At 63.3% G+C, this 21,136-nt stretch carries 21 protein-coding genes; 10 read left to right on the top strand and 11 right to left on the bottom strand.

The genetic code is table 11. From position 1 onward, the window contains the following. Positions 1-9: 9 nt before the first annotated feature. Positions 10-786: a DeoR/GlpR family DNA-binding transcription regulator gene (locus AC0L2H_RS03685; RefSeq protein ID WP_473588934.1), complete on the top strand. Its 777-nt coding sequence runs from the start codon at positions 10-12 to the stop codon at positions 784-786. Here AC0L2H_RS03685 and AC0L2H_RS03680 read toward each other — a convergent pair. Next, on the bottom strand, positions 783-1,700 hold the full coding sequence (locus tag AC0L2H_RS03680) for an NAD(P)/FAD-dependent oxidoreductase (RefSeq protein ID WP_473588933.1): 918 nt from the start codon (positions 1,698-1,700) through the stop codon (positions 783-785). The genes AC0L2H_RS03685 and AC0L2H_RS03680 overlap by 4 nt on opposite strands. Continuing rightward, positions 1,690-2,139, bottom strand: coding sequence for an RrF2 family transcriptional regulator (locus AC0L2H_RS03675; protein ID WP_473588932.1), 450 nt, complete (start codon positions 2,137-2,139; stop codon positions 1,690-1,692). Before AC0L2H_RS03675 ends, AC0L2H_RS03680 begins: the two co-directional genes overlap by 11 nt. An 88-nt stretch (positions 2,140-2,227) precedes the next feature. On the opposite strand from AC0L2H_RS03675, the gene AC0L2H_RS03670 reads away from it, so the two are divergent. The 6 genes from AC0L2H_RS03670 (at position 2,228) to AC0L2H_RS03645 (ending at position 9,155) form a co-directional block, all read left to right on the top strand. Further along, complete coding sequence (locus AC0L2H_RS03670; protein WP_473589455.1) at positions 2,228-3,154, top strand: LysR family transcriptional regulator; 927 nt, start codon at positions 2,228-2,230, stop codon at positions 3,152-3,154. Positions 3,155-3,364: 210 nt separating this feature from the next. After that, complete coding sequence (locus AC0L2H_RS03665) at positions 3,365-4,519, top strand: ABC transporter substrate-binding protein (protein ID WP_473588931.1); 1,155 nt, start codon at positions 3,365-3,367, stop codon at positions 4,517-4,519. A gap of 195 nt (positions 4,520-4,714) precedes the next feature. Then, a complete protein-coding gene (locus AC0L2H_RS03660) occupies positions 4,715-5,713 on the top strand; it encodes an ABC transporter ATP-binding protein (RefSeq protein WP_473588930.1) in 999 nt (332 codons plus the stop codon). Positions 5,714-5,936: 223 nt separating this feature from the next. Then, on the top strand, positions 5,937-6,902 hold the full coding sequence (locus AC0L2H_RS03655; RefSeq protein ID WP_473588929.1) for an ABC transporter permease: 966 nt from the start codon (positions 5,937-5,939) through the stop codon (positions 6,900-6,902). Beyond that, positions 6,892-7,707, top strand: coding sequence for an ABC transporter permease (locus AC0L2H_RS03650; protein WP_473588928.1), 816 nt, complete (start codon positions 6,892-6,894; stop codon positions 7,705-7,707). Before AC0L2H_RS03655 ends, AC0L2H_RS03650 begins: the two co-directional genes overlap by 11 nt. Positions 7,708-7,727: 20 nt before the next feature. After that, positions 7,728-9,155 carry a gamma-aminobutyraldehyde dehydrogenase gene (locus AC0L2H_RS03645; RefSeq protein ID WP_473588927.1) on the top strand — a complete coding sequence of 476 codons (1,428 nt, stop codon included), beginning with the start codon at positions 7,728-7,730 and terminating at the stop codon, positions 9,153-9,155. A gap of 186 nt (positions 9,156-9,341) precedes the next feature. Here the strand turns inward: AC0L2H_RS03645 and AC0L2H_RS03640 are convergent, their stop codons facing one another. The 8 genes from AC0L2H_RS03640 to AC0L2H_RS03605 all read right to left on the bottom strand — a co-directional run bounded on the left by AC0L2H_RS03640 (position 9,342) and on the right by AC0L2H_RS03605 (position 17,494). After that, entirely contained in the window at positions 9,342-9,656 is a 315-nt protein-coding gene (locus tag AC0L2H_RS03640; RefSeq protein WP_473588926.1) for a hypothetical protein, read from the bottom strand. A gap of 453 nt (positions 9,657-10,109) precedes the next feature. Beyond that, positions 10,110-10,424 (bottom strand): formate dehydrogenase subunit delta, encoded by a 315-nt coding sequence (locus AC0L2H_RS03635; protein ID WP_473588925.1) that lies wholly within the window; start codon positions 10,422-10,424, stop codon positions 10,110-10,112. Beyond that, positions 10,414-11,244 carry a formate dehydrogenase accessory sulfurtransferase FdhD gene (gene fdhD / locus AC0L2H_RS03630; protein WP_473588924.1) on the bottom strand — a complete coding sequence of 277 codons (831 nt, stop codon included), beginning with the start codon at positions 11,242-11,244 and terminating at the stop codon, positions 10,414-10,416. The genes AC0L2H_RS03635 and fdhD overlap by 11 nt, the downstream gene beginning before the upstream one ends. A gap of 2 nt (positions 11,245-11,246) precedes the next feature. Beyond that, positions 11,247-14,159, bottom strand: coding sequence for a formate dehydrogenase subunit alpha (gene fdhF, locus AC0L2H_RS03625; protein ID WP_473588923.1), 2,913 nt, complete (start codon positions 14,157-14,159; stop codon positions 11,247-11,249). 10 nt (positions 14,160-14,169) lie between these two features. Continuing rightward, a complete protein-coding gene (locus tag AC0L2H_RS03620; protein ID WP_473588922.1) occupies positions 14,170-14,421 on the bottom strand; it encodes a hypothetical protein in 252 nt (83 codons plus the stop codon). Positions 14,422-14,426: 5 nt separating this feature from the next. Beyond that, positions 14,427-15,983, bottom strand: coding sequence for a formate dehydrogenase beta subunit (locus tag AC0L2H_RS03615; RefSeq protein ID WP_473588921.1), 1,557 nt, complete (start codon positions 15,981-15,983; stop codon positions 14,427-14,429). Continuing rightward, positions 15,980-16,459: a formate dehydrogenase subunit gamma gene (locus AC0L2H_RS03610; protein ID WP_473588920.1), complete on the bottom strand. Its 480-nt coding sequence runs from the start codon at positions 16,457-16,459 to the stop codon at positions 15,980-15,982. Before AC0L2H_RS03610 ends, AC0L2H_RS03615 begins: the two co-directional genes overlap by 4 nt. Positions 16,460-16,594: 135 nt before the next feature. Then, positions 16,595-17,494, bottom strand: a complete 900-nt coding sequence (locus AC0L2H_RS03605; protein ID WP_473588919.1) for a LysR family transcriptional regulator — start codon at positions 17,492-17,494, stop codon at positions 16,595-16,597. Between the two features lie 158 nt (positions 17,495-17,652). Here AC0L2H_RS03605 and AC0L2H_RS03600 point away from each other — a divergent pair, with 158 nt between their 5' ends. After that, positions 17,653-18,294 (top strand): DUF47 domain-containing protein, encoded by a 642-nt coding sequence (locus tag AC0L2H_RS03600; RefSeq protein WP_473588918.1) that lies wholly within the window; start codon positions 17,653-17,655, stop codon positions 18,292-18,294. Continuing rightward, entirely contained in the window at positions 18,294-19,298 is a 1,005-nt protein-coding gene (locus AC0L2H_RS03595) for an anion permease (protein ID WP_473588917.1), read from the top strand. The genes AC0L2H_RS03600 and AC0L2H_RS03595 overlap by 1 nt, the downstream gene beginning before the upstream one ends. 30 nt (positions 19,299-19,328) lie before the next feature. Here the strand turns inward: AC0L2H_RS03595 and AC0L2H_RS03590 are convergent, their stop codons facing one another. Further along, positions 19,329-19,706 carry a VOC family protein gene (locus AC0L2H_RS03590; RefSeq protein WP_473588916.1) on the bottom strand — a complete coding sequence of 126 codons (378 nt, stop codon included), beginning with the start codon at positions 19,704-19,706 and terminating at the stop codon, positions 19,329-19,331. Positions 19,707-19,947: 241 nt separating this feature from the next. On the opposite strand from AC0L2H_RS03590, the gene AC0L2H_RS03585 reads away from it, so the two are divergent. Continuing rightward, entirely contained in the window at positions 19,948-21,129 is a 1,182-nt protein-coding gene (locus AC0L2H_RS03585) for an Mrp/NBP35 family ATP-binding protein (RefSeq protein ID WP_473588915.1), read from the top strand. The last annotated feature ends 7 nt before the right edge of the window (positions 21,130-21,136 follow it).

Raw genomic sequence — 21,136 nt, 5'->3', positions numbered from 1 at the left:
AAAAGCCTGATGGTCCATTCGAAGCGGCATGGTGAGATCCTGCGTCTCCTGCAGGAGGAGGGCACCGTCACCATCGCCAGCCTGGCCGACCGGCTGGGCGTCTCGCTGGAAACCGTGCGGCGCGACGTCAAGCCGCTCACCAATGACGGCTCCATCCTGAAGATGCACGGCGCGGTAGGCCTGTCGTCCATGATCGGCGAGGCGCCGTTCGAGCGACGCATGCGCGAAAACGCCGATGCCAAGCGGACGATCGCGCGCATGGTCGCGACGACAATCCGCGACGGCGAATCGGTCATGCTCGACACCGGCACCACGACCTCGTTCCTGGCCCGCGAATTGCTCGGCCATCGGCGGCTGACCGTCGTCACCAACTCCTCCGACATTGCCCGCACACTGGCCACCGTCAACGGCAACAAGGTCTACATGGCCGGTGGCGAGTTGCGCAGCGATTCGGGTGCGGCCTTCGGCGTCTCGGCCATCGAATTCGTCAGCCGTTTTTCCGTCAGCCACGCGGTGATCTCCACGGGCGCCGTCGATGCCGTCACGGGCGTCATGGATTACGATCTGGAGGAAGCCGAATTCGCCCGTATGGTGCTGTCGCGCGGCCAGCGCTCGCTGGTCATCACCGACCACACCAAGTTCGGCCGTCAGGGTCTCGTCCAGGTCTGCGGTTTCGACGGTTTTTCCGAGCTCGCCACCGATCGGCAGCCGCCGCGCGACATCGCCGCGGCCCTCGCCCAGTCCGGCGCGCGGCTGAGCATCGCAGGCGCGGAAACCGGGTCTTAATCAAAAACCATCGACTGGTGTGCGCATACGCCCGCGAAGGCACCGCTGGAAACGGCGAAGGCGATGTTGTGCATCGATCGTGCCGCGTCTCCGGCGGCATAGACACCGGAGACTGTCGTGCGCTGCCTGTCATCGACGGTGATCACCGGACCGAGAAGACCTTCCGTGAAAGCACAGCCAAGCTGTTCGGCAAGCGGGCTCGCCATGGTGTTGCGTGGCGCGGTGAACATCGCCTTGACGCCGACCTGACGGCTGTCTTCAAGGTGGACGATCAATCCGCCAGCGCTGTCGTTCTGCAGTTCGGCCACGGCGGCCGGCTCGAACCTCACCTTGCGTCTTTCCAATGCGTATGCCTGCTCGGCGTCAGGCTCGAACAGGCCGTTGGCGAACAGCGTGACATCGCCCCAGTCGGCGATCAACTGCTCCTGATGCATGGCCATCGGGCCGGTTGCGAGCACGCCAAGTGGTCCGCCTGCCACCTCGAAGCCATGGCAGTAGGGGCAGTGCAGCACGCTCTTGCCCCATTGCTCGGCAAGCCCGGGAACATCCGGCAGGACATCGCGCACGCCGGTGGCAAGCACCAGTCGGCCCGCGCCGAATGTCTCGCCGCGGTCCGTGGTGATCTCGAAGCCGCGGCCGGCGGCGGCGGCTTTGTCCGCCAATCCGGTGGTGACCTTGGCCGTCGGATAGGCCAGCAGTTGCTGCCTTGCGTCGTCCAGTATGGCGCCGGGCGTGCGCCCATCCTGCCCTAGGAAGCCGTGCGAATGCTGCGCGAAACGGTTGCGCGGCCGGCCCGCATCGATCACCAGGACACGGCGCCGCGCCCGCGCCGCCTGGATCGCGGCCGACAGGCCGGCAAAGCTGCCGCCGACGACAATCAGATCATACTGCGTGGCTGGCAGATCATACTGCATGGCTGGTCACTCCAATCTGCGCGTAACGGCGGCGGAAATCGGCGGCGAGGTCGGCAAGCGTGATGCGGCTGAGCTTTTCCGCCAGCAACCTTTCGGCTTCGAGCCGAAAATCATCGAGCGCCGCTATCACCGCTTGTTCGACAAGGCAGCCGGGGCTTTCCGGCTCGTTGCTGAAAGGCAGCAGCGTTTCCCCGAGGGCAGCGCTGATCTCGGCCAGCGAAATCTTCTCGGGCGCGCGGCCAAGCTGCCAGCCGCCGCCATGGCCGCGCGCCGAGGTGACGATGCCCGCGTCGCGCAAGCCGGCAATCGTCCGGCGGACGACGACCGGGTTCGTGTGGATGAAGGTGGCGAGTTGCTCGGAGGTCAGCGCGTGCTCCCGCGTCTCGGTCATGTGGACGAGAATGTGCAAGGTGGAGGACAGTCTGCTGTTTCGTTTCATGTAACTTACTTAGTTACGAATCTTATTGTGTCAAGCCTTCGCCTTCGTCCCACTTCCCAGCATGGCCTGTGCCGTGTTTAGTCCGGCGATGGCCTTCACCATCCGCCAGTTGCAGTTCTTCATCGCCGTCGCCGAGCAAGGCACGGTGTCGGGCGCCGCGCAGAACCTGTCGATCTCGCAATCGTCGGTCACCGAGGCGATCAAGGAGCTGGAAAGCGATCTCGGCGTCGAGCTGTTCGAGCGCCACCCGCGCGGCCTCAACATCACCCACAAGGGCCACCAGTTCCTGCGCCACGCGACCAAGATACTGGCGGACGTGTCCGATGCGCGCCGCGCCTTCTTCGGCGAGCAGGTGGTGGCCGGCGGCCGCCTGCAGCTCGGTGTGACCTCGCTGGTCGCCGGCTATGTGCTGTCGGATCTTCTCGCCCGCTACCGCCGCGCCTATCCCGGCGTCGAAGTGTCGGCCATCGAAGACAATGGCGACTATCTCGAACACCTCCTGATCGGCGGCAAGCTGGATATCGCGGTCATGGTCATCTCGAACCTGCGCGATCGCACCGCGCTGCAGTCGGAAATCCTCGAAGTGTCGGCCTATCGTCTTTGGCTGCCGCTCAGCCATAAGCTGGCCAGCGCCGACATCATCGGCGTCAATGATATCGTCTCGGAGCCGCTGATCATGCTCACCGTCGACGAGATCGAGGAAAATACCGGAAAATTGCTGGCCGCGATCGGCGCCAAGCCGCATGTCGCTTTCCGCACCCGTTCGGTCGAAGCGGTACGCAGCCTCGTCGCCACCGGCGCCGGCGTCGCGCTGTTGCCCGACCTCGTCTACCGGCCCTGGTCGCTGGAAGGCGATCGCATCGAATCGCGCGATATTTCCGGCGCCTTGCCGGTCGTCCAGGTCGGCATGGTCTGGCGCCGCGGCTCCGGCCTGCCCCAGGCCGCACGCGACTTCGTCGGGCTCGCCCAGTCGCAGCGAATGGTTCGTCAGCGGCCGGACAAGATCGGCCGATAGTCTATCGGTAAAACCGATATCGGCCTTCTGATAAATGAATTTGCGAAACCGGGATTTTCGCATCACTTTTCACGCAGGGAACCAAAGCCGCCGTCAACAGTGCGGCCGCCAGAGCGTCAGGACGCTCTGACGTCTTTGAGTTTGCGCATGATCCCTTTCCGAAAACCGAAACCGGTTTTCGGGGTCATGCGCCAAAATGGGAGATCGACGATGAATTCATTCCTGAAATCATGCACTGCATTGACGGTAGCACTTGCCTTCTCCGGCCAGGCCATCGCCCAGGTCAAGGAACTCGGCAAGGGCGAAGGCGAGGTCAACATCGTCGCCTGGCCGGGCTACATCGAACGCGGCGAAACCGACAAGGGCTACGACTGGGTGACGTCCTTCGAGAAGGAAAGCGGCTGCAAGGTCAACGTCAAGACCGCCAACACGTCCGACGAGATGGTCTCGCTGATGAACGAGGGCGGCTTCGACCTGGTCACGGCCTCGGGCGACGCCTCGCTGCGTCTGGTCGCCGGCAAGCGGGTGCAACCGATCAACACCGATCTGGTTCCGAGCTGGAAGACGGTCGACGACCGGCTGAAGGACGCGCCCTGGTTCACAGTCGATGGCGCCCACTACGGCGTTCCCTACCAGTGGGGACCGAACGTGCTGATGTACAACACGGAAGTCTTCAAGGAAGCGCCGAAGAGCTGGAACGTCGTCTTCGAGGAGATGAACCTGCCCGACGGCAAATCGAACAAGGGCCGCGTTCAGGCCTATGACGGTCCGATCCACATAGCCGACGCCGCCAACTATCTGATGTTCCACAAGCCGGAACTCGGCATCAAGGATCCCTACGAACTGACCGAGGACCAGTACAAGGCGGCGCTCGATCTGCTGCGCGTCCAGCGCACGCTGGTCGGCCGCTACTGGCATGACGCCGCCATCCAGGTCGACGACTTCCAGAACGAAGGCGTCGTTGCCTCGGGTTCGTGGCCTTATCAGGTCAACACGCTGGTCGCCGCCAAGAAGCCGGTTTCTTCGACCGTTCCCGAGGAAGGCGTCACCGGCTGGGCCGACACCACCATGATGGAGGCGGACGCGGCCCACCCGAACTGCGCCTATATGTGGCTGGAGCATTCGCTGTCGCCCAAGGTGCAAGGCGATGTCTCGGCCTGGTTCGGTTCGCTGCCCGTGGTGCCGGCCGCCTGCAAGGGCAATGAATTGCTTGGCGACGAGGGCTGCAAGACCAACGGCTACGACAATTTCGACAAGATCAAGTTCTGGAAGACGCCAGTGTCGAAATGCGCCACCGGGAACAACCAGTGCGTGCCCTATTACCGCTGGGTGTCGGACTATATCGGCGTCATCGGCGGGCGGTGAGTTCGTTTCGCTCATCCTGAGAACGCAGCGCTGCCCCTCACCCCCGGCCCTCTCCCCGTGAAGAACGGGGAGAGGGGGATCGCCGGCGTTCCGGCCAATGCCTTCTCCCCGTCGTTCACGGGGAGAAGGTGCCGGTAGGCGGATGAGGGGCAGCGCCATCGCCTGATTTGATGCGCCTGACAGACAGGACAGCCCATGACCTCCGCCGTCTCTTTCCAGAAAGTCTCGCGCCATTTCGGCGCAGTGCGCGCGGTCGACGCGGTCGATCTCGACATCGCACCAGGCGAATTCTTCGCCATGCTCGGCCCGTCGGGCTCCGGCAAGACGACCTGCCTGCGTCTGATCGCCGGCTTCGAGCAGCCGACAGCGGGCTCGATCTCGATCTTCAGCGAGCGCGCCGAGGGCGTCCCGCCCTACCGCCGCAACGTCAACACCGTGTTCCAGGACTACGCGCTGTTCCCGCATCTCAACGTGCTCGACAACGTCGCCTATGGGCTGATGGTCAAGGGCGTCGGCAAGCCCGAGCGGCGGAAGGCGGCGGAGGAGGCGCTGTCGCTGGTCAGGCTTCCCGGCTATGGCGCGCGTCGACCGGGCCAGCTCTCCGGCGGCCAGCGTCAGCGCGTCGCGCTTGCCCGCGCACTGGTCAACCAGCCCAAGGTGCTTCTTCTCGACGAGCCGCTTGGCGCGCTCGACCTCAAGCTGCGCGAGAACATGCAGGAAGAGCTGAAATCGCTGCAGAAGGCGCTCGGCATCACCTTCGTCTTCGTCACCCATGACCAGGGCGAGGCGCTGTCGATGGCCGACCGCGTCGCCGTCTTCAATGAAGGCAGGATCATGCAGATCGGCACGCCGGAAGACATCTACCAGCGCCCGAAAACCCGCTTCGTCGCCGATTTCGTCGGCTCCTCCAACGTCCTGCCGCCGGATTTCGTCCAGCGTTATTCCGGCCAGCACCGCTGGGGCAGCCTGCGCCCCGAATCCATCCGTATCGGCCGCGCTGCGAAAGGCGACGGCGTCGCTGCGCGCCTGGTCTCGACAAACTATCTCGGCGCCACGACAAGACTGGCGCTCGACGCCGATGGGCTGAGGCTGCACGCCATCGTGCCGGCTGGTGCGAAATTGCCCAGGGAAGGCGAGGCGGTCGTGCTCACCTTCAACCGCGAGCATTTGCACCTGATGGACGAGCCGGCATGATCAAGGTTTGCGCGCGGCACCCCCCTCTGTCCTGCCGGACATCTCCCCCGCAAGGGGGGAGATTGGCCGTCACCACTGGCCTCACCAATCTCCAGCGTTGTAGAACTGGCGGGGCGGACAAGCTGCTGATCTCCCCCCTTGCGGGGGAGATGTCCGGCAGGACAGAGGGGGGCGCGAAGGATGGCGGCCTCTCATCTGTTCTCCGTCAAGGCAGAGCAGCGTCATGACGGTCGCCGCGCTCAATACCAATCCCGCGCCGGCCATACTGCCGGGCAGCGGCGGCATGCGCGGTGCGCTCTCCGACCTCTTCTGGCGGCGGCCGCAACTCCTGCTTTTGCTGATGCTGTTGCCGCCGGTTCTGTGGCTTGGCATCGTCTATATCGGTTCACTCTTCGCCCTGCTCTTGCAAAGCTTCTTTTCGATCGACGAGTTCTCCGGCCTCATCAACCGGCAGTTCACGTTGAAGACCTATGGCGATTTGTTGCAAGCCGCCAATCTCGACATCATCCTGCGCACGGTGACGATGGCGGCCCTGGTCACCCTGGCTTCGGCGGTCATCGCCTTCCCCATCGCCTATTACGCGGCGCGCTATGCGCGCGGCCGCTGGAAGGCGCTGTTCTACCTCGGCGTCATGCTGCCGCTGTGGTCGAGCTACCTGGTCAAGATCTACGCATGGAAGCTGATCCTCGCCAAGGAAGGCATTCTCACCTGGCTGCTCGCCAAATTGCACCTGCTGTGGCTGCTCGATGGCTGGCTGTCGCTGCCTGTGGTCGGTGGCAACTCGCTGTCGGTCTCCGCCACCGGCACCTTCATCGTCTTCGTCTATGTCTGGCTGCCCTTCATGATCCTGCCCGTTCAGGCCGCGCTCGAACGCGTGCCCGGCAATCTGGTCGAGGCCTCGTCCGATCTCGGCGCTTCGCCCGGCCAGACCTTCCGCAACGTGCTGTTCCCGCTGGCGCTGCCCGGCATCGTCGCCGGCTCGATCTTCACCTTCTCGCTGACATTGGGCGACTACATCATTCCGCAGATCATCGGCACCTCGCGGCTGTTCATCGGCCAGGCCGTCTATTCGCAGCAGGGCACCGCCGGCAACATCCCGCTCGCCGCCGCCTTCACCGTGGTGCCCATCGTCATCATGGGCTTCTACCTCTGGGGAGCCAAGCGCATGGGAGCTTTCGATGCGCTCTGACCGCGGCCAGTCCGCTCCGCTCGGTCTGAAGATCGCCGCTACCGTCGGCCTGCTCTTCCTGCATTTGCCGATCCTGCTGATCTTCGTCTATGCCTTCACCACCGAGGAGAAGAGTTTCGTCTGGCCGCCGCCGGGGCTGACCACGCAGTGGTTTGCCGTCACCTGGAACCGTCCGGACGTTTGGCAGGCGCTGTCGCTGTCGGTCAGGGTCGCGGCCATCTCGACGGCGATCGCCCTGGTGCTGGGCACGCTTTGCGCCGCCGCCGTGTCGCGCACAAGATTCTTCGGCCGCGAAACCATCTCGCTGCTGGTTATCCTGCCGATCGCGCTGCCTGGCATCATCACCGGCATCGCGCTGCGTTCGGCCTTTTCTCTGGCCGAGATTCCGTTCTCCTTCTGGACGATCGTGCTCGGCCACGCCACCTTTTGCGTGGTCGTCGTCTACAACAACGCGGTCGCCCGCTTTCGCCGCACCTCGGGCTCGATGATCGAGGCCTCGATGGATCTCGGCGCCGATGGCTTCCAGACCTTCCGCCATGTCGTGTTGCCCAACATCGCCACGGCACTCCTTGCCGGCGGCATGCTGGCTTTTGCTCTTTCCTTCGATGAGGTCATCGTCACCACCTTCACCGCCGGCCAGCAGCAAACCGTGCCGATCTGGATGCTGGAGGAGCTGATCCGGCCGCGCCAGCGCCCGGTCACCAATGTCGTCGCCATGGTCGTCGTTCTGGTGACGCTGCTGCCTATCCTTCTCGCCTATTACTTGACCCGCGACGGCGACCAGATCGCCGGTTCGGGCAAATAACGGAATACGGGAGAATCCCCATGGACACTCAAATGCTGATCGGCTCGAAATTCGAGAAGGGCACCGAAACCGAGGAGCCGATCCTCAATCCGAAGACCGGGGCGACCATTCTCAACCTGCCGGAGGCCAGCCAGGCTCAGATCGAGGCGGCGGTCCTGGCCGCGGAAAAGACGTTTGCTACCTGGTCGCGCACCACGCCGGCGCAGCGCTCGGGCTATCTCCTCAAGATTGCCGATCGCATTGAGGCCGCGGCCCATGAATTCGCAGCACTCGAGGCGCTGAATTGCGGCAAGCCGATCAATGCCGTGCTCAATGACGAGATACCGGCCATCGTCGATTGCTATCGCTTCTTTGCCGGCGCCGTCCGCTCGATGCCAGGTGTGGTCGCCGGTGAATATCTGCCCGGCCACACCTCGATGGTGCGGCGCGACCCGATCGGCGTCGTCGCCTCGATCGCGCCCTGGAACTATCCGCTGATGATGATGGCCTGGAAGCTGGCGCCGGCGATCGGCGGTGGCAACACCGTCGTCTTCAAGCCATCCGAACAGACGCCGCTGACAGCGCTGAAGCTGGCGAAGATCCTGGCCGACATCCTGCCCGAGGGCGTCGTCAATGTCGTGCTCGGCCGTGGCGACAGCGTCGGCAACGCGCTGATCAACCACGCCAAGGTCAATATGATCTCGATCACCGGCGACGTCGCCACCGGCAAGAAAGTGCTGCAGGCGGCCGCCAAGTCGGTCAAGCGAACGCATCTGGAGCTTGGCGGCAAGGCGCCGGTCATCGTCTTCGACGACGCCGATCTCGGCGCGGTGGTAAACGGCTTGCGCGCCTTCGGCTTCTACAATGCCGGCCAGGACTGCACTGCCGCCTGCCGCATCTATGCCGGCAAGAAAATCTACGACAGACTGGTCGCCGACCTCTCCTCGGCCGTCTCGACCATCAAATACGACCGCCCCGACGATACCGAAAACGAGATCGGGCCGCTGATCTCGCGACGCCAGCGCGATCGTGTGTCGAGCTTCGTCGAGCGCGCCTCGGAACTGAAGCACATCGAGATCACCACAGGTGGCAAGCCGGGCGAGGGCTCCGGTTTCTTCTACCAGCCGACGGTGGTCGCCGGCGCGTTGCAGGAAGACGAGATCGTGCGCCGCGAAGTGTTCGGGCCGGTCGTCTCGGTCACACGCTTCTCGGAAATCGACGAAGCCGTGAACTGGGCCAATGACAGCGACTACGGCCTGGCCTCATCGGTGTGGACGAAGGACGTCTCGCGCGCCATGGCGACAGCAGCCCGCCTGCAATATGGCTGCACCTGGATCAACACCCATTTCATGCTGACCAACGAGATGCCGCATGGCGGGCTGAAACAATCCGGCTACGGCAAGGACATGTCGCTCTACGCGCTCGAGGACTACACCGCCGTGCGGCATGTCATGGTGGCGCACGGGTAGACCAGCGCGTTTCCTTCTCCCCCTGTGGGAGAAGGTGGATTGTCGCGAAGCGACAAGACGGATGAGGGGTGTTCCAGCTTGGCGCTAGCTTACCCCTCACCCGGATTGCCAACCGATTTGTGAAGGACAAATCGGGGCAATCCGACCTCTCCCACAAGGGGAGAGGTAAGACCGCTGCGCTAGCCGCTACTCCACAATGCGATAGATGTTCCACAGGCTGGTGCCCGACACGACGTAGGGCTCCATCTCCTTGCCCCATTTGGCGTGGGCGTCGATCTTGCCGATCTTGGCGAAAAACTCCTCCAGCTTCGCCAGGCTTTCAACCTGGTGATGCGACTCGACCGTCGCCTCCCGCGCGCCGATCGATCCGGTCATGATCTGGAACTCCAGCTCGGCGATGCCGACTTGCGAGCCGATCTCGCGCTCCCATTTTTTCAACAGTTCGAGCACGGTCTGCTTGTGTCCGAACTTGGCGTCGATCTGCCATCTGGCGCTAAACATGTTGGTTCTCCTCCCTTGTTGCGGCAGGAGCACGATCCCAAACCGAAGGTCAGTGAAGCAAAAAAGTGGAATGCGGTTTTCGGGAAAGATCGTGCTCCAGCATTTGAATGGAGCTCCATCCCGATTCGATCGGAATGGAGGGCTCCGTGGTTGATCTACTCGCCCCAGGCCTGCACGACGGTCTGCCGTGCGATGCGTCCGCCCACAGCAGATCGAGATTGGAGATGAAGCCCGGCACGAAGACGAGATCGAACGAACCCTGGCCGACCGCCTGGTAGGCGATCCGCGCATCACCGCTACGGGCATATCTGGTCTCGATCGGCCTCACGCAACCACCCCGCCCGGCCAGACGATTTCCTGTCGCCGACCATAGCAGAGCCAAGCCGTTTGCGGCAGACAAACTTTAGCGAACTCGAATATAAGACCTCTGGCGGTCGGAAGGGTGTGGCAAGGCTATTTCAGTGGGGCCGCGCTCTCGCCCTGCGCAGGCGGGGTGTAACCAAGGCTCATGTCGGCCTGTTCGGGCGTCTTTGGCCGTTTGATCCTGGCCGAAGCGGCCACCACGAGCTCGTCGAAATTCTCGGTGCCGCCGTCCAGCATCTCGAAGAACTGCTGCCGCATCCTCGGCTCCCAGAACTTGTTGATGTGCTCGGCCACGCCGGCGATGCCTTCCTCGCGCGATTTGGAATGGAAGAAGGCCGCGATCTGGTTGGCCATGCGCACCAGCTTTTCCCTGGTGCTGGTGATGTGGTCTTCGTCATGCGACATGCTTGGCAACTCCGCAAACCACCCGTTCGGAGTGGGTGAAAATATCGAAATCATCGCCGCGCACCAGCGCCACCAGCGTCATTCCGGCGGCCTCGGCCGTGCGGATGGCAAGCGCGGTCGGCGCCGAAACGGCGATGATGATGGCAGAGCCGATGGCGGCCGTCTTCTGCACCATCTCCACCGACACACGCGACGTCACCACAACGGCGCCAGACGTGCCGGCGATGCCGGCTTTCGCCAGCGCGCCGGCGAGCTTGTCCAGCGCGTTGTGGCGGCCGACATCCTCGCGCGCCATGACGATGCCTTCGCCGGGAACATAAAAGCCGGCGGCATGTACCGCTCCGGTCTCGGTGTGAAGCGGCTGCACTTTCGATAAAAGCTTGACCGAGCGGGTGATGTCCTCGGCATCAAGCGTAAGTTTCGACGAACCGACCGCGTCGACCGAACGCATCGCTTCCTCGATCGATTCGATGCCGCAAAGCCCGCAGCCTACCGGTCCGGCCAGCCGGCGCCGCCGCGCCTCAAAACGCGTGTTGGCTTGGTCCCTGAGCCTGATCTGGATATCGATGCCGGCGCCATGATCTTCGACCTCGATCGCCTCGATCTCCTCCGGCGCAGCGATAATGCCTTCGGTCAGCGAGAAGCCGAGCGCGAAATCCTCGAAATCAGCGGGGCTCGCCATCATCACCGCATGCGTGGTGCCGGCAAAGGAGAACGCCACCGGCGTCTCCTCCGGCACCATGCGGTTCGAGGCCGTGGTGCCGCTGGCGCGGTGCGCCAGCCGCGATATCTGCGTCGTTGCTTTGCGGCGCGCGGCCAAGACTACTCCGCCGCTTCCAGCGGGGCGATGCGCCGGCTCTGGCGGGCCTGCTCGTTATAGTCCTTCTGCCAGTCGGTCGGACCGTTGGACGGCGTCACCTGCACGGCGGTGACCTTGTATTCCGGACAGTTGGTCGCCCAGTCCGAGAAGTCGGTGGTGATCACGTTGGCCTGGGTGTCGGGGTGATGGAACGTCGTATAGACGACGCCCGGCGACACCCGGTCGGTGATCAGCGCGCGCAGCGTCGTCTCGCCGGAACGGCTCGCCAGCCGCACCCAGTCGCCTTCGCGGATGCCGCGGTTCTCGGCGTCGTGCGGATGGATCTCCAGCCGGTCCTCGGCATGCCACATCACATTTTCGGTGCGCCTCGTCTGCGCGCCGACATTGTACTGCGACAGAATCCGGCCGGTGGTAAGCAGCAGCGGGAAGCGCGGTCCCGTCCTTTCGTCCGTCGCCACATATTCGGTGCGGATGAACTTGCCCTTGCCGCGCACGAAACCATCGACATGCATGATCGGCGTGCCGAGCGGCGCCTTTTCGTTGCAGGGCCATTGCACCGATCCGACACGGTCGAGCAGCTCGAAGGAGACGTTGGCGAAGCTCGGCGTCGTCTTGGCGATCTCGTCCATGATCTCGGAAGGATGCTGGTAATTCCAGTCCAGCCCGATCGCGCGGGCAAGCTCCTGCGTCGCCTCCCAGTCGGCGTAGCGCGCCTTCGGCTCCAGAACCTTGCGCACCATGTTGATGCGGCGCTCGGCATTGGTGAAGGTGCCGTCCTTCTCGAGGAAGGTCGAGCCCGGCAGGAACACATGCGCATAGTTCGCGGTCTCGTTGAGGAAGAGATCGTGCACGACGACGCATTCCATCGCCGCAAGGCCGCCCGCGACATGCTTGGTATCGGGATCGGACTGCAGAATGTCCTCGCCCTGAATGTAGATGCCCTTGAAGGTACCGTCGACGGCGGCGTCCAGCATGTTGGGGATGCGCAGGCCGGGCTCGTCGTCGAGCTTCACGCCCCACAGGCTCTCATAGATGTCGCGCACGGCTTCACCGGAGATGTGGCGATAGCCCGGCAACTCATGCGGGAAGGAGCCCATGTCGCATGAGCCCTGCACGTTGTTCTGGCCGCGCAGCGGGTTCACGCCGACGCCTGGCCGGCCGATGTTGCCGGTGGCCATGGCGAGGTTGGCGATCGCCATCACCGTGGTCGAACCCTGGCTGTGTTCCGTGACGCCGAGGCCGTAGTAGATCGCACCATTGCCGCCGGTGGCGTAGAGACGCGCGGCACCCCGGATCAGTTCGGGATCGACGCCGGACAATTTGCCGACGGTTTCGGGGCTGTTTTCCGGCAAGGCGACGAAAGAGGCCCAGTCCTGGAACTCCGCCCAGTCGCAGCGCTCGCGGATGAAAGCCTCATTGAACAGACCTTCGGTGACAACGACATGCGCCAGAGCCGTCAGTACAGCCACATTGGTGCCGGGCCTCAGCGGCAGATGATAGTCCGCTTCGACATGCGCCGACTTGACCATCTCGGTGCGGCGCGGATCGAGCACGATCAGCTTTGCGCCCTGGCGCAGCCGCTTCTTCAGCCGCGAAGCAAATACCGGATGGGCTGAAACCGGATTGGCGCCGATGACCACGGCGACGTCGGTGAATTCGACGGAATCGAAATCCTGAGTGCCGGCCGAGGTGCCATAGGTCTGGCCGAGCCCATAGCCGGTCGGCGAATGGCAGACGCGCGCGCAAGTGTCGACATTGTTGTTGCGGAAGCCCTGCCGCACCAGCTTCTGCACGAGATAGGTCTCCTCGTTCGTGCAGCGCGAGGAGGTGATGCCGCCGATTGCCGTGCGTCCGTACTGATACTGGATGCGGCGGAATTCCTTGGCGGTATGGGCGATAGCCTCTTCCCAGCTTACCTCCCGCCAGGGATCGCTGATCTTTTCGCGGATCATCGGCGACAGGATGCGGTCCTTGTGGGTGGCGTAGCCATAAGCGAAACGGCCCTTCACGCAGGAATGGCCATGGTTCGCCTTGCCCTCCTTGTAGGGCAGCATGCGGATGACCTCGTCGTCCTTCACCTCGGCCTTGAACGAGCAACCGACGCCGCAATAGGCGCAGGTGGTGACGGCCGAGCGCTCCGGCGGGCCCTTCTCAAGCACCGTTTTCTCGCGCAGCGCATCGGTCGGGCAAGCCTGCACGCAGGCGCCGCAGGACACGCATTCGGAAGTGATGAAATCCTCGTGCATGCCGGCGACCATGCGCGATTCGAAACCGCGGCCCTCGATGGTCAGCGCGAAGGTGCCCTGCACCTCCTCGCAGGCCCGCACGCAGCGCGAGCAGACGATGCATTGCGCCGGATCATAGGCGAAATAGGGATTGGATTCATCGCGGGCGATGTAGTCGACGGCGAGCGAGCCGTGGCCGGGCGCCACGCCATTCACCTGCTTGACGTGGTTGCGGCCTTCGACGCCGTACCGGTTCTCGCTGAGGCCGACCGACTTCGCCACGGTATCGAATTCGCTGGCGCCGGTTCCAGCCTTTTCGTTCCAGCCGGTCGGATGGTCGGAGACATAGAGTTCCATGACGCCGCGGCGAATGGCGTCGAGCCGTTCGGACTGCGTGTTGACCACCATGCCTTCGCCGACCGGCGTCGTGCAGGACGCCGGCGTACCGCCGCGGCCTTCGATCTCGACCAGGCAGACGCGGCACGAACCGAACGAGTCCAGCATGTCGGTGGCGCAGAGTTTGGGGATTTCGACCCCGCCTTCCATCGCCGCACGCATGATCGACGTGCCTTCCAGCACGGTGATGCTGCGGCCGTCGACGGTCAGCGTGACCTGCTTTTCCGCATTGGATTGCGGAGTTCCGAAGTCGATCTCTTCGATGAGTGACGGGAAGTCGGCCTTGATGTTCATCTGCCAGCTCCTATTCTGCTGCTTCGGCGACCGGCGTCAGCGACTTTCTCGCCAACAAACCGAAATACTCGATAAGTTCAAAAGGCAGGTCTTCTTCGAAAGCCGTAAATGTAATGGATCCGTCACTTTCCAAACGCCGAATTTCGAGAACGATTCCTGATTTTCCTTCGCTTACTTCCGTCACTTCCAGATACATGCTGTCTGGTTCATTGTCGCTGCAAAGAACGACTTTAAAACGCCGGTTCTGATACTCAAGCGTCATCGATTTCACTCCGCCGCCACGCGCGTTGGCGCCGGCTTGAAATCCTCGGGGAAATGGGTGATCGAACTCATCACCGGGTAAGGCGTGAAGCCGCCCAGCGCGCACAGCGATCCGAACTTCATCGTGTTGCAGAGGTCGGCGACCAGGGCGAGGTTCTTCTCCGGCTCGATGCCGGCGGCGAGCCTGTCGATGGTCTCGACACCGCGCGTCGAGCCGATGCGGCAGGGCGTGCACTTGCCGCAGCTCTCGATGGCGCAGAACTCCATGGCGAAACGCGCCTGCTTCAGCATGTCGGCGGTGTCGTCGAACACCGTGATGCCGGCATGGCCGATCAGCCCGTCCTTGGCGGCGAAGGCTTCATAGTCGAACGGCGTGTCGAACAGGGCGCGCGGGAAATAGGCGCCGAGCGGTCCGCCGACCTGCACCGCCTTCACAGGTCGTCCGGTCGCGGTGCCACCGCCGATATCGTCGACGATCTCACCCAGCGTCATGCCGAAGGCAGCCTCGAACAGGCCGCCATGCTTGACGTTGCCGGCGATCTGGATCGGGATCGTGCCGCGTGAGCGGCCCATGCCGTAATCCTTGTAGAAGGCCGCACCTTTGTCCATGATGACGGGCACGGAGGCCAGGCTGATGACGTTGTTGATCACCGTCGGCTTGCCGAACAGACCTTGGATCGCCGGCAGCGGCGGCTTGGCGCGCACCACGCCTCGCTTGCCTTCCAGGCTGTTCAAGAGCGAGGTTTCCTCGCCACAGACATAGGCGCCGGCGCCGACGCGGATTTCCATGTCGAAAGCATTGGGCGAACCCAGCACATTGACGCCGAGCACGCCGGCCTTGCGGGCGACCTCGACAGCCTTGTTCATTGTCGCCACCGCATGCGGATATTCCGAGCGGATATAGACAAAGCCCTTGGTGGCGCCGGTGGCGATGCCGGCGATCGCCATGCCTTCGATCAGCACGAAGGGATCGCCCTCCATGATCATGCGGTCGGCGAAGGTGGCGCTGTCGCCCTCGTCGGCGTTGCAGACGATGTATTTGCGGTCGCCCGATGTATCGAGCACCGTTTTCCATTTGATGCCGGTCGGGAAACCGGCGCCGCCGCGCCCGCGCAGGCCTGAGTCTGTCACTTGCTTGACGATATCGGCCGGCGCCATGGCCACCGCGTTCTGCAACCCCTTCAGCCCGCCAAGCGACTTGTAGGCATCGAGCGACAGCGGGTCGTTGATGCCGCAGCGCGCGAAGGTCAGCCGCGTTTGCTTGGCCAGGAACGGGATCTTGTCCGGAGCGCCCAGCCAGCGCTTGTGATGGCCGCCGGTGAGAAAGCCGCAATCGAACAGGCTCTTGACGTCGGATGGCTTGACCGGTCCGTAGGCGACGCGGCCATTGGCGGTTGCCACTTCGACCATAGGTTCGAGGAAATAGGCGCCGCGCGAACCGTTGCGCACGATCTTGGCCTCGATGCCGCGGCCGGCGAGTTCCTTCGCGATCGCCTTGGCGACCTTTTCCGCGCCGAGCGCCAGCGCGCCGGAATCGCCGGGAATGTAGATGCGGGGGATCATGAGCGCACCTCCGCGACGATCTCTTCGATCTTTTCGTCATCGAGCCGCCCGATCACCTCGCCGTCCAGCATCGCCGATGGCGAACAGGCGCAAAGCCCGAGGCAATAAACCGGCTCGAGTGTCACCGAGCCATCGCGGGTGGTCTCGTGAAAACCAATGCCGAGCAACTGCTTGAATTTGGCGGCGACAGCGTCCGACCCCATCGACTGGCAGGCTTCCGCCTGGCAGAGCTTGAGCACATGCCGGCCGGCCGGGCGGGCGCGGAAATCATGATAGAAGGTGACGACCCCGTGCACCTCGGCCCTGGAGAGGTTCAGCCCATCGGCGATGACGGGTAACGCTTCCTGCGGCACATGGCCGAACTCTTCCTGGATGCCGTGGAGGATCGGCAGCAGCGGGCCCTCAAGGCCCTTCATCTCCTGGACGATCGCCGCCGTGCGCGACGCGATCTCGGTACTTGCTAGCTGCATCGTCATGCAGCGCCCTCCCTGGTCGATAGCGATTTGTCGCTAAGTCTTTACAAAATCAGAGGAAACCCGTGAAATCAATAAAGCTGTTTCGTCGTTTGATAGAAATCATCTATCAAACTGCCTCAGCACGCATTGTTTAGCCTAGTGCTGGGCGCGGAAATCGTCCGCCAGCGCCATCGCCTCGTCCAGCAGCGCCGAGACCAGCGGCGTGTGCGGCTCGCGCGGCGTCGCCACCAGCCCGACTGTGTGGCTGGCATCCGGCTCGACGATCGGGATGGCCCGGATCGGCTCGGAAAAGCCGAATGTTTCCGCGAGGTTGAGCGGCATGATCGACGACCACTTGCCGGTCCGGATATGTGAAAACAGCACGATCATCGAATTGGATTCGAGCGTCGGCCGCACCTGAACGCCGGCTTCGGCCAGATGCTGGTCGATGATGCGGCGGTTCTGCATGTCCGGCGTCAAAAGGCAGAGCGGCAGCTGGCTGAGCTCGGCCCATGTCACTTTGTCGCGGTCGGAATAGGTGTTTCCACTCGCGGTGATCAGTTGGTAGCGCTCGTCATAGAGCGGCACGCTGGTCACCCGGCCCAGCGGTTCGTTGTCGAGATAGGTGATGCCGGCGTCGATGTCGAAATTGCCGAGCAGGGTCAGCACCTCGATCGAGGTCCGCGACAGCACCGAAAAGGTGACGCCCGGATGCTTTTCGCGGAACGGCGTCGTCAGCCGCGCCACCATGGCAAGCGCGGTCGGTACGGCGGCGATGCGGATGCGGCCGGACAGGCCGTGGCGCGCCGCCCGCATCTCCTCGCGCATGGTCCTGCTATCGCCGACGATGCGGCGCGCCCACACCAGCACCTGCTTGCCTTCCGGCGTCAGCCCCTGGAAGCGTGAGCCGCGCAGCACCAGCATCACGCCGAGCTGGCCCTCCAATTGCTTGATTCCGGCCGAAAGCGTCGGCTGGGTGACGCCACACAGTTCCGCGGCCCGGCCAAAATGCTCTTCCCTGGCCAGCGCGATGAAAAATTCCAGCTTGTCGATCATGCCATTTTTCCGATCCTTTCGCCCAAGGTCGGGGAAATTATGTCCCGCCGCAAGCCGCACCTATAATCGGCCCGCATCCACATCTTTTAGCCGGCTTGCTGTTTCCCGCGGCGGAATGCGGCGCTATGTGGATGAAACGGCACGACGGGAGATCGAACATGCTGGGCTGGTTCCGCAAGCTGCTGCCGCGCGAAGATCGCTTCTTCGATCTGTTCGAGCAGCATTCCCGTACCGTGGTCGGCGGCGCCGAAGCGCTCCAGCAGCTTCTCCAGGGCAAGGACATCGACCGCTGGTGTCAGAAGATCATCGATCTCGAGGACGAGGCCGATCACATCACCGCCGAAGTCCTGCTTTCCGTCCGCCGCTCTTTCATCACGCCGTTCGATCGCGGCGACATCAAGGATCTGATTCAGTCGATGGATGACGCCATCGACATGATGCACAAGACCGTCAAGACGGTAAGATTGTTCGAGAAGAGGGAGTTCGACCCGCTGATGCAGGAGATGGGCGGCGTCATCGTCGATGCCGCCAAGCTGGTCGCCGAGGCGATCCCGCTGCTCAGCAAGGTCGGCGCACACAGCGCGCGCCTCAATTCGATTGCCGAGGAGGTCATGCGCGCCGAAGGTCGAGCCGACGATCTGCACGAACAGGGCCTGAAGGACCTGTTCAAAAAGCATGGTCGCAGCGACGCGATGGCCTACTTCATCGGCAGTGAGATCTATGGTCAGCTTGAGAAAGTGGTGGACCGTTTCGAGGACGTCGCCAACGAGATCAGCGGCATCGTCATCGAGAACGTATAGTGGAAGCGACAATCGCCTTTCCCCTGCTGGTCGGCCTTGTCGCCGTCGCGCTGTTCTTCGATTTTCTCAACGGCCTGCACGACGCCGCCAACTCCATCGCCACCATCGTCTCGACCCGGGTGCTGAGGCCGCATTATGCGGTGTTCTGGGCGGCTTTCTTCAACTTCATCGCCTTTATGTTCTTTGGCCTCCATGTCGCCGAAACAGTGGGAAAGGGCATCATCGACGCCAGCATCGTCACGCCGGCTGTGATCTTCGCTGCCCTTGTCGGCGCCATTGTCTGGAACATCGTCACCTGGATTGCCGGCATCCCTTCGAGCAGCTCGCATGCGCTGATCGGCGGCCTGGTCGGCGCCGGGGTTGCCAAGGCTGGCGCCGGCGCCATCGTCTGGTCTGGTCTTGGCAAGACCATTGCGGCCATCGTGCTGTCGCCCGCGACAGGGTTCCTGCTGGCTCTGCTCCTGGTCCTTCTCGTTTCCTGGCTGTTCGTGCGTCAGACTCCGTTTGCCGTGGACAGCACTTTCCGTGTCATGCAGTTCGTCTCCGCCTCGCTCTATTCGCTCGGCCACGGCGGCAACGACGCTCAGAAAACCATGGGCATCATCGCGGTGCTGCTCTATTCGCAAGGCATGCTGGGTGGAAGTTTCCACGTGCCGCTGTGGGTCGTGCTCACCTGCCAGTCGGCATTGGCGATGGGCACATTGTTCGGCGGCTGGCGCATCGTTCATACCATGGGCTCGAAGATCACGCGGCTAAACCCGATGCAGGGCTTCTGCGCCGAGACCGGCGGCGCGATCACGCTGTTCGCCGCCACCTGGCTCGGCATCCCGGTGTCCACCACGCATACGATCACCGGCGCCATCATCGGTGTCGGAGCGGCCCGCCGCGTCTCGGCAGTGCGCTGGGGCATCGCCAGCAACATCGTCATCGCCTGGGTGGTGACCTTGCCTGCCACCGCCGCGATTTCGGCACTCACCTACCTGGCGGTCAGCCTCGCAAGTTGACGTCGCGCCGTTGCCAGCCGAATGGACGAACTATCTGTCCACAAGGTTCAGGATATTGCCGTCCGGATCCTTGAACCAAGCAACCTTCATGCCGTCACCGACGTGGATATCGCCTTCCATCGTCGTGTGAGGCATGTCGTAGTGCTCGAAAACAACACCCTTGGATTTCAGCGCCTTGACGATATTGCCGATCTCGTCGCCGACCATCCAGGTCACTGCCGTCGCCTTGTTGGTTCCGGCGAAATCCGAGTGGTACACATTGATGCTGGTGTCGCCACTTTTGTAGACGATCAGTTCGCCACCCTCATCGTGAACCTCCGTCAAACCTAGGATGTCGTGGTAGAAGGCCTTGGCCTTGGCAAGGTTCTTCACCGCGATGTTGGCTGTTGCGTTGCTATTTGCGAGCATGACAGTCTCCTTTCCTTGTGGGACACGTCCGAAAGCCATGCAGGAAATAGGGCGGCTTCGCCTTCGGGCGACCGCTGCCTGCAGGACTGCCGGGCGTCTTCCGAAGGACGTTCGGCTTCCGCCAAACCCTACAAGCCAACGCAGGTTTTTTGGGCGCATGTCACCCGGCGTGTCGTTCCGCCGCTTGGTTCTGCCCGGGAACTGCATTATCTCATGCGCAAGTTGCGTAAGGAAAAAGCTGATGCCCGCTCTCCAGGAAAACGTCACCAAGGAAATCGTCACCGAGCGCCTGAAGACGGTCAACGGGCCGGACTTCACCGGCAACATCGTCGATCTTGGTATGGTTTCAGAGATTTTCATCGCCGATGCCAAGGTCTTTTTCTCCATTACCGTTCCTGCCGCCCGCGCCCAGGAAATGGAGCCGCTGCGCGCCGCTGCCGAACGGGTGGTGAAGGCGATTCCAGGTGTCGCCGGCGCCGTGGTTGCGCTGACGGCGGAGAAGAAGGGCGGCGGCATGGAGGCTCCCGTTCCGCAGCGATCCGCACCCAGGCCCGCGCAGCAGCCCGCACCCGCCCGGCCGCCTCAGGCGCCCGCTTCGCACAGCCACGGCAAGCGTGGCGTGCCCGGCATCGAGGCGATCATCGCTGTGGCCTCCGGCAAGGGCGGCGTCGGCAAGTCGACCACCGCCGTCAACCTCGCGCTCGGTCTCGCCGCCAACGGCTTGAAGGTCGGCGTGCTCGACGCCGACATCTACGGCCCGTCCATGCCGCGGCTGCTGAATATCCACGGCCGCCCGCAGACCGTCGACGGCAAGATCCTGAAACCCATGCAAAATTACGGCCTGAAGGTCATGTCGATGGGTTTTCTCGTCGACGAGGAGACGCCGATGATCTGGCGCGGGCCGATGGTGATGTCGGCGCTGACGCAGATGCTGCGCGAGGTCGAATGGGGTCCGCTGGACGTGCTCGTCGTCGACATGCCGCCCGGCACCGGCGACGCCCAGCTCACCATGGCCCAGCAGGTGCCGCTGGCCGGCGCCGTCATCGTTTCGACGCCGCAGGACCTGGCGCTGATCGACGCCCGCAAAGGCCTTAACATGTTCAAGAAGGTCGACGTGCCGCTGCTGGGCATCGTCGAGAATATGAGCTACTTCCTTGCTCCCGATACCGGCAAGCGCTACGACATTTTCGGCCATGGCGGCGCCCGCCGCGAGGCCGAGCGTCTCGGCGTCACCTTCCTCGGCGAAGTGCCGCTCGAAATGGGCATCCGCGAAAGCTCGGACGCTGGTACGCCGGTGGTGGTCTCGAAGCCTGATAGCGCCGAGGCGAAGATCTACCGCGACATCGCCGCGAAGGTCTGGGGCAGGGTCAACGAAGAACGCGGCGCGGCGGAAGCGGCAGTGCCCAGCATCGTGTTCGAGTAACCTCTCG

The organism is Mesorhizobium sp. WSM4871 (assembly GCF_055811295.1).
The sequence above is the reverse complement of the archived record's forward strand: the minus strand, read 5'-3'. Positions and strand labels throughout refer to the sequence as shown.

What these genes read in the sequence shown, in the direction of transcription:
- AC0L2H_RS03640 (WP_473588926.1), bottom strand. Translation starts at nt 9,656, where the DNA reads ATGTTTAGCGCCAGATGGCAGATCGACGCCAAGTTCGGACACAAGCAG.
- AC0L2H_RS03660 (WP_473588930.1), top strand. Translation starts at nt 4,715, where the DNA reads ATGACCTCCGCCGTCTCTTTCCAGAAAGTCTCGCGCCATTTCGGCGCA.
- AC0L2H_RS03635 (WP_473588925.1), bottom strand. Translation starts at nt 10,424, where the DNA reads ATGTCGCATGACGAAGACCACATCACCAGCACCAGGGAAAAGCTGGTG.
- AC0L2H_RS03585 (WP_473588915.1), top strand. Translation starts at nt 19,948, where the DNA reads ATGCCCGCTCTCCAGGAAAACGTCACCAAGGAAATCGTCACCGAGCGC.
- AC0L2H_RS03645 (WP_473588927.1), top strand. Translation starts at nt 7,728, where the DNA reads ATGGACACTCAAATGCTGATCGGCTCGAAATTCGAGAAGGGCACCGAA.
- AC0L2H_RS03675 (WP_473588932.1), bottom strand. Translation starts at nt 2,139, where the DNA reads ATGAAACGAAACAGCAGACTGTCCTCCACCTTGCACATTCTCGTCCAC.
- AC0L2H_RS03665 (WP_473588931.1), top strand. Translation starts at nt 3,365, where the DNA reads ATGAATTCATTCCTGAAATCATGCACTGCATTGACGGTAGCACTTGCC.
- AC0L2H_RS03670 (WP_473589455.1), top strand. Translation starts at nt 2,228, where the DNA reads ATGGCCTTCACCATCCGCCAGTTGCAGTTCTTCATCGCCGTCGCCGAG.
- AC0L2H_RS03650 (WP_473588928.1), top strand. Translation starts at nt 6,892, where the DNA reads ATGCGCTCTGACCGCGGCCAGTCCGCTCCGCTCGGTCTGAAGATCGCC.
- AC0L2H_RS03680 (WP_473588933.1), bottom strand. Translation starts at nt 1,700, where the DNA reads ATGCAGTATGATCTGCCAGCCACGCAGTATGATCTGATTGTCGTCGGC.
- AC0L2H_RS03620 (WP_473588922.1), bottom strand. Translation starts at nt 14,421, where the DNA reads ATGACGCTTGAGTATCAGAACCGGCGTTTTAAAGTCGTTCTTTGCAGC.
- fdhF (WP_473588923.1), bottom strand. Translation starts at nt 14,159, where the DNA reads ATGAACATCAAGGCCGACTTCCCGTCACTCATCGAAGAGATCGACTTC.
- AC0L2H_RS03615 (WP_473588921.1), bottom strand. Translation starts at nt 15,983, where the DNA reads ATGATCCCCCGCATCTACATTCCCGGCGATTCCGGCGCGCTGGCGCTC.
- AC0L2H_RS03685 (WP_473588934.1), top strand. Translation starts at nt 10, where the DNA reads ATGGTCCATTCGAAGCGGCATGGTGAGATCCTGCGTCTCCTGCAGGAG.
- AC0L2H_RS03655 (WP_473588929.1), top strand. Translation starts at nt 5,937, where the DNA reads ATGACGGTCGCCGCGCTCAATACCAATCCCGCGCCGGCCATACTGCCG.
- AC0L2H_RS03600 (WP_473588918.1), top strand. Translation starts at nt 17,653, where the DNA reads ATGCTGGGCTGGTTCCGCAAGCTGCTGCCGCGCGAAGATCGCTTCTTC.
- AC0L2H_RS03605 (WP_473588919.1), bottom strand. Translation starts at nt 17,494, where the DNA reads ATGATCGACAAGCTGGAATTTTTCATCGCGCTGGCCAGGGAAGAGCAT.
- AC0L2H_RS03610 (WP_473588920.1), bottom strand. Translation starts at nt 16,459, where the DNA reads ATGACGATGCAGCTAGCAAGTACCGAGATCGCGTCGCGCACGGCGGCG.
- AC0L2H_RS03590 (WP_473588916.1), bottom strand. Translation starts at nt 19,706, where the DNA reads ATGCTCGCAAATAGCAACGCAACAGCCAACATCGCGGTGAAGAACCTT.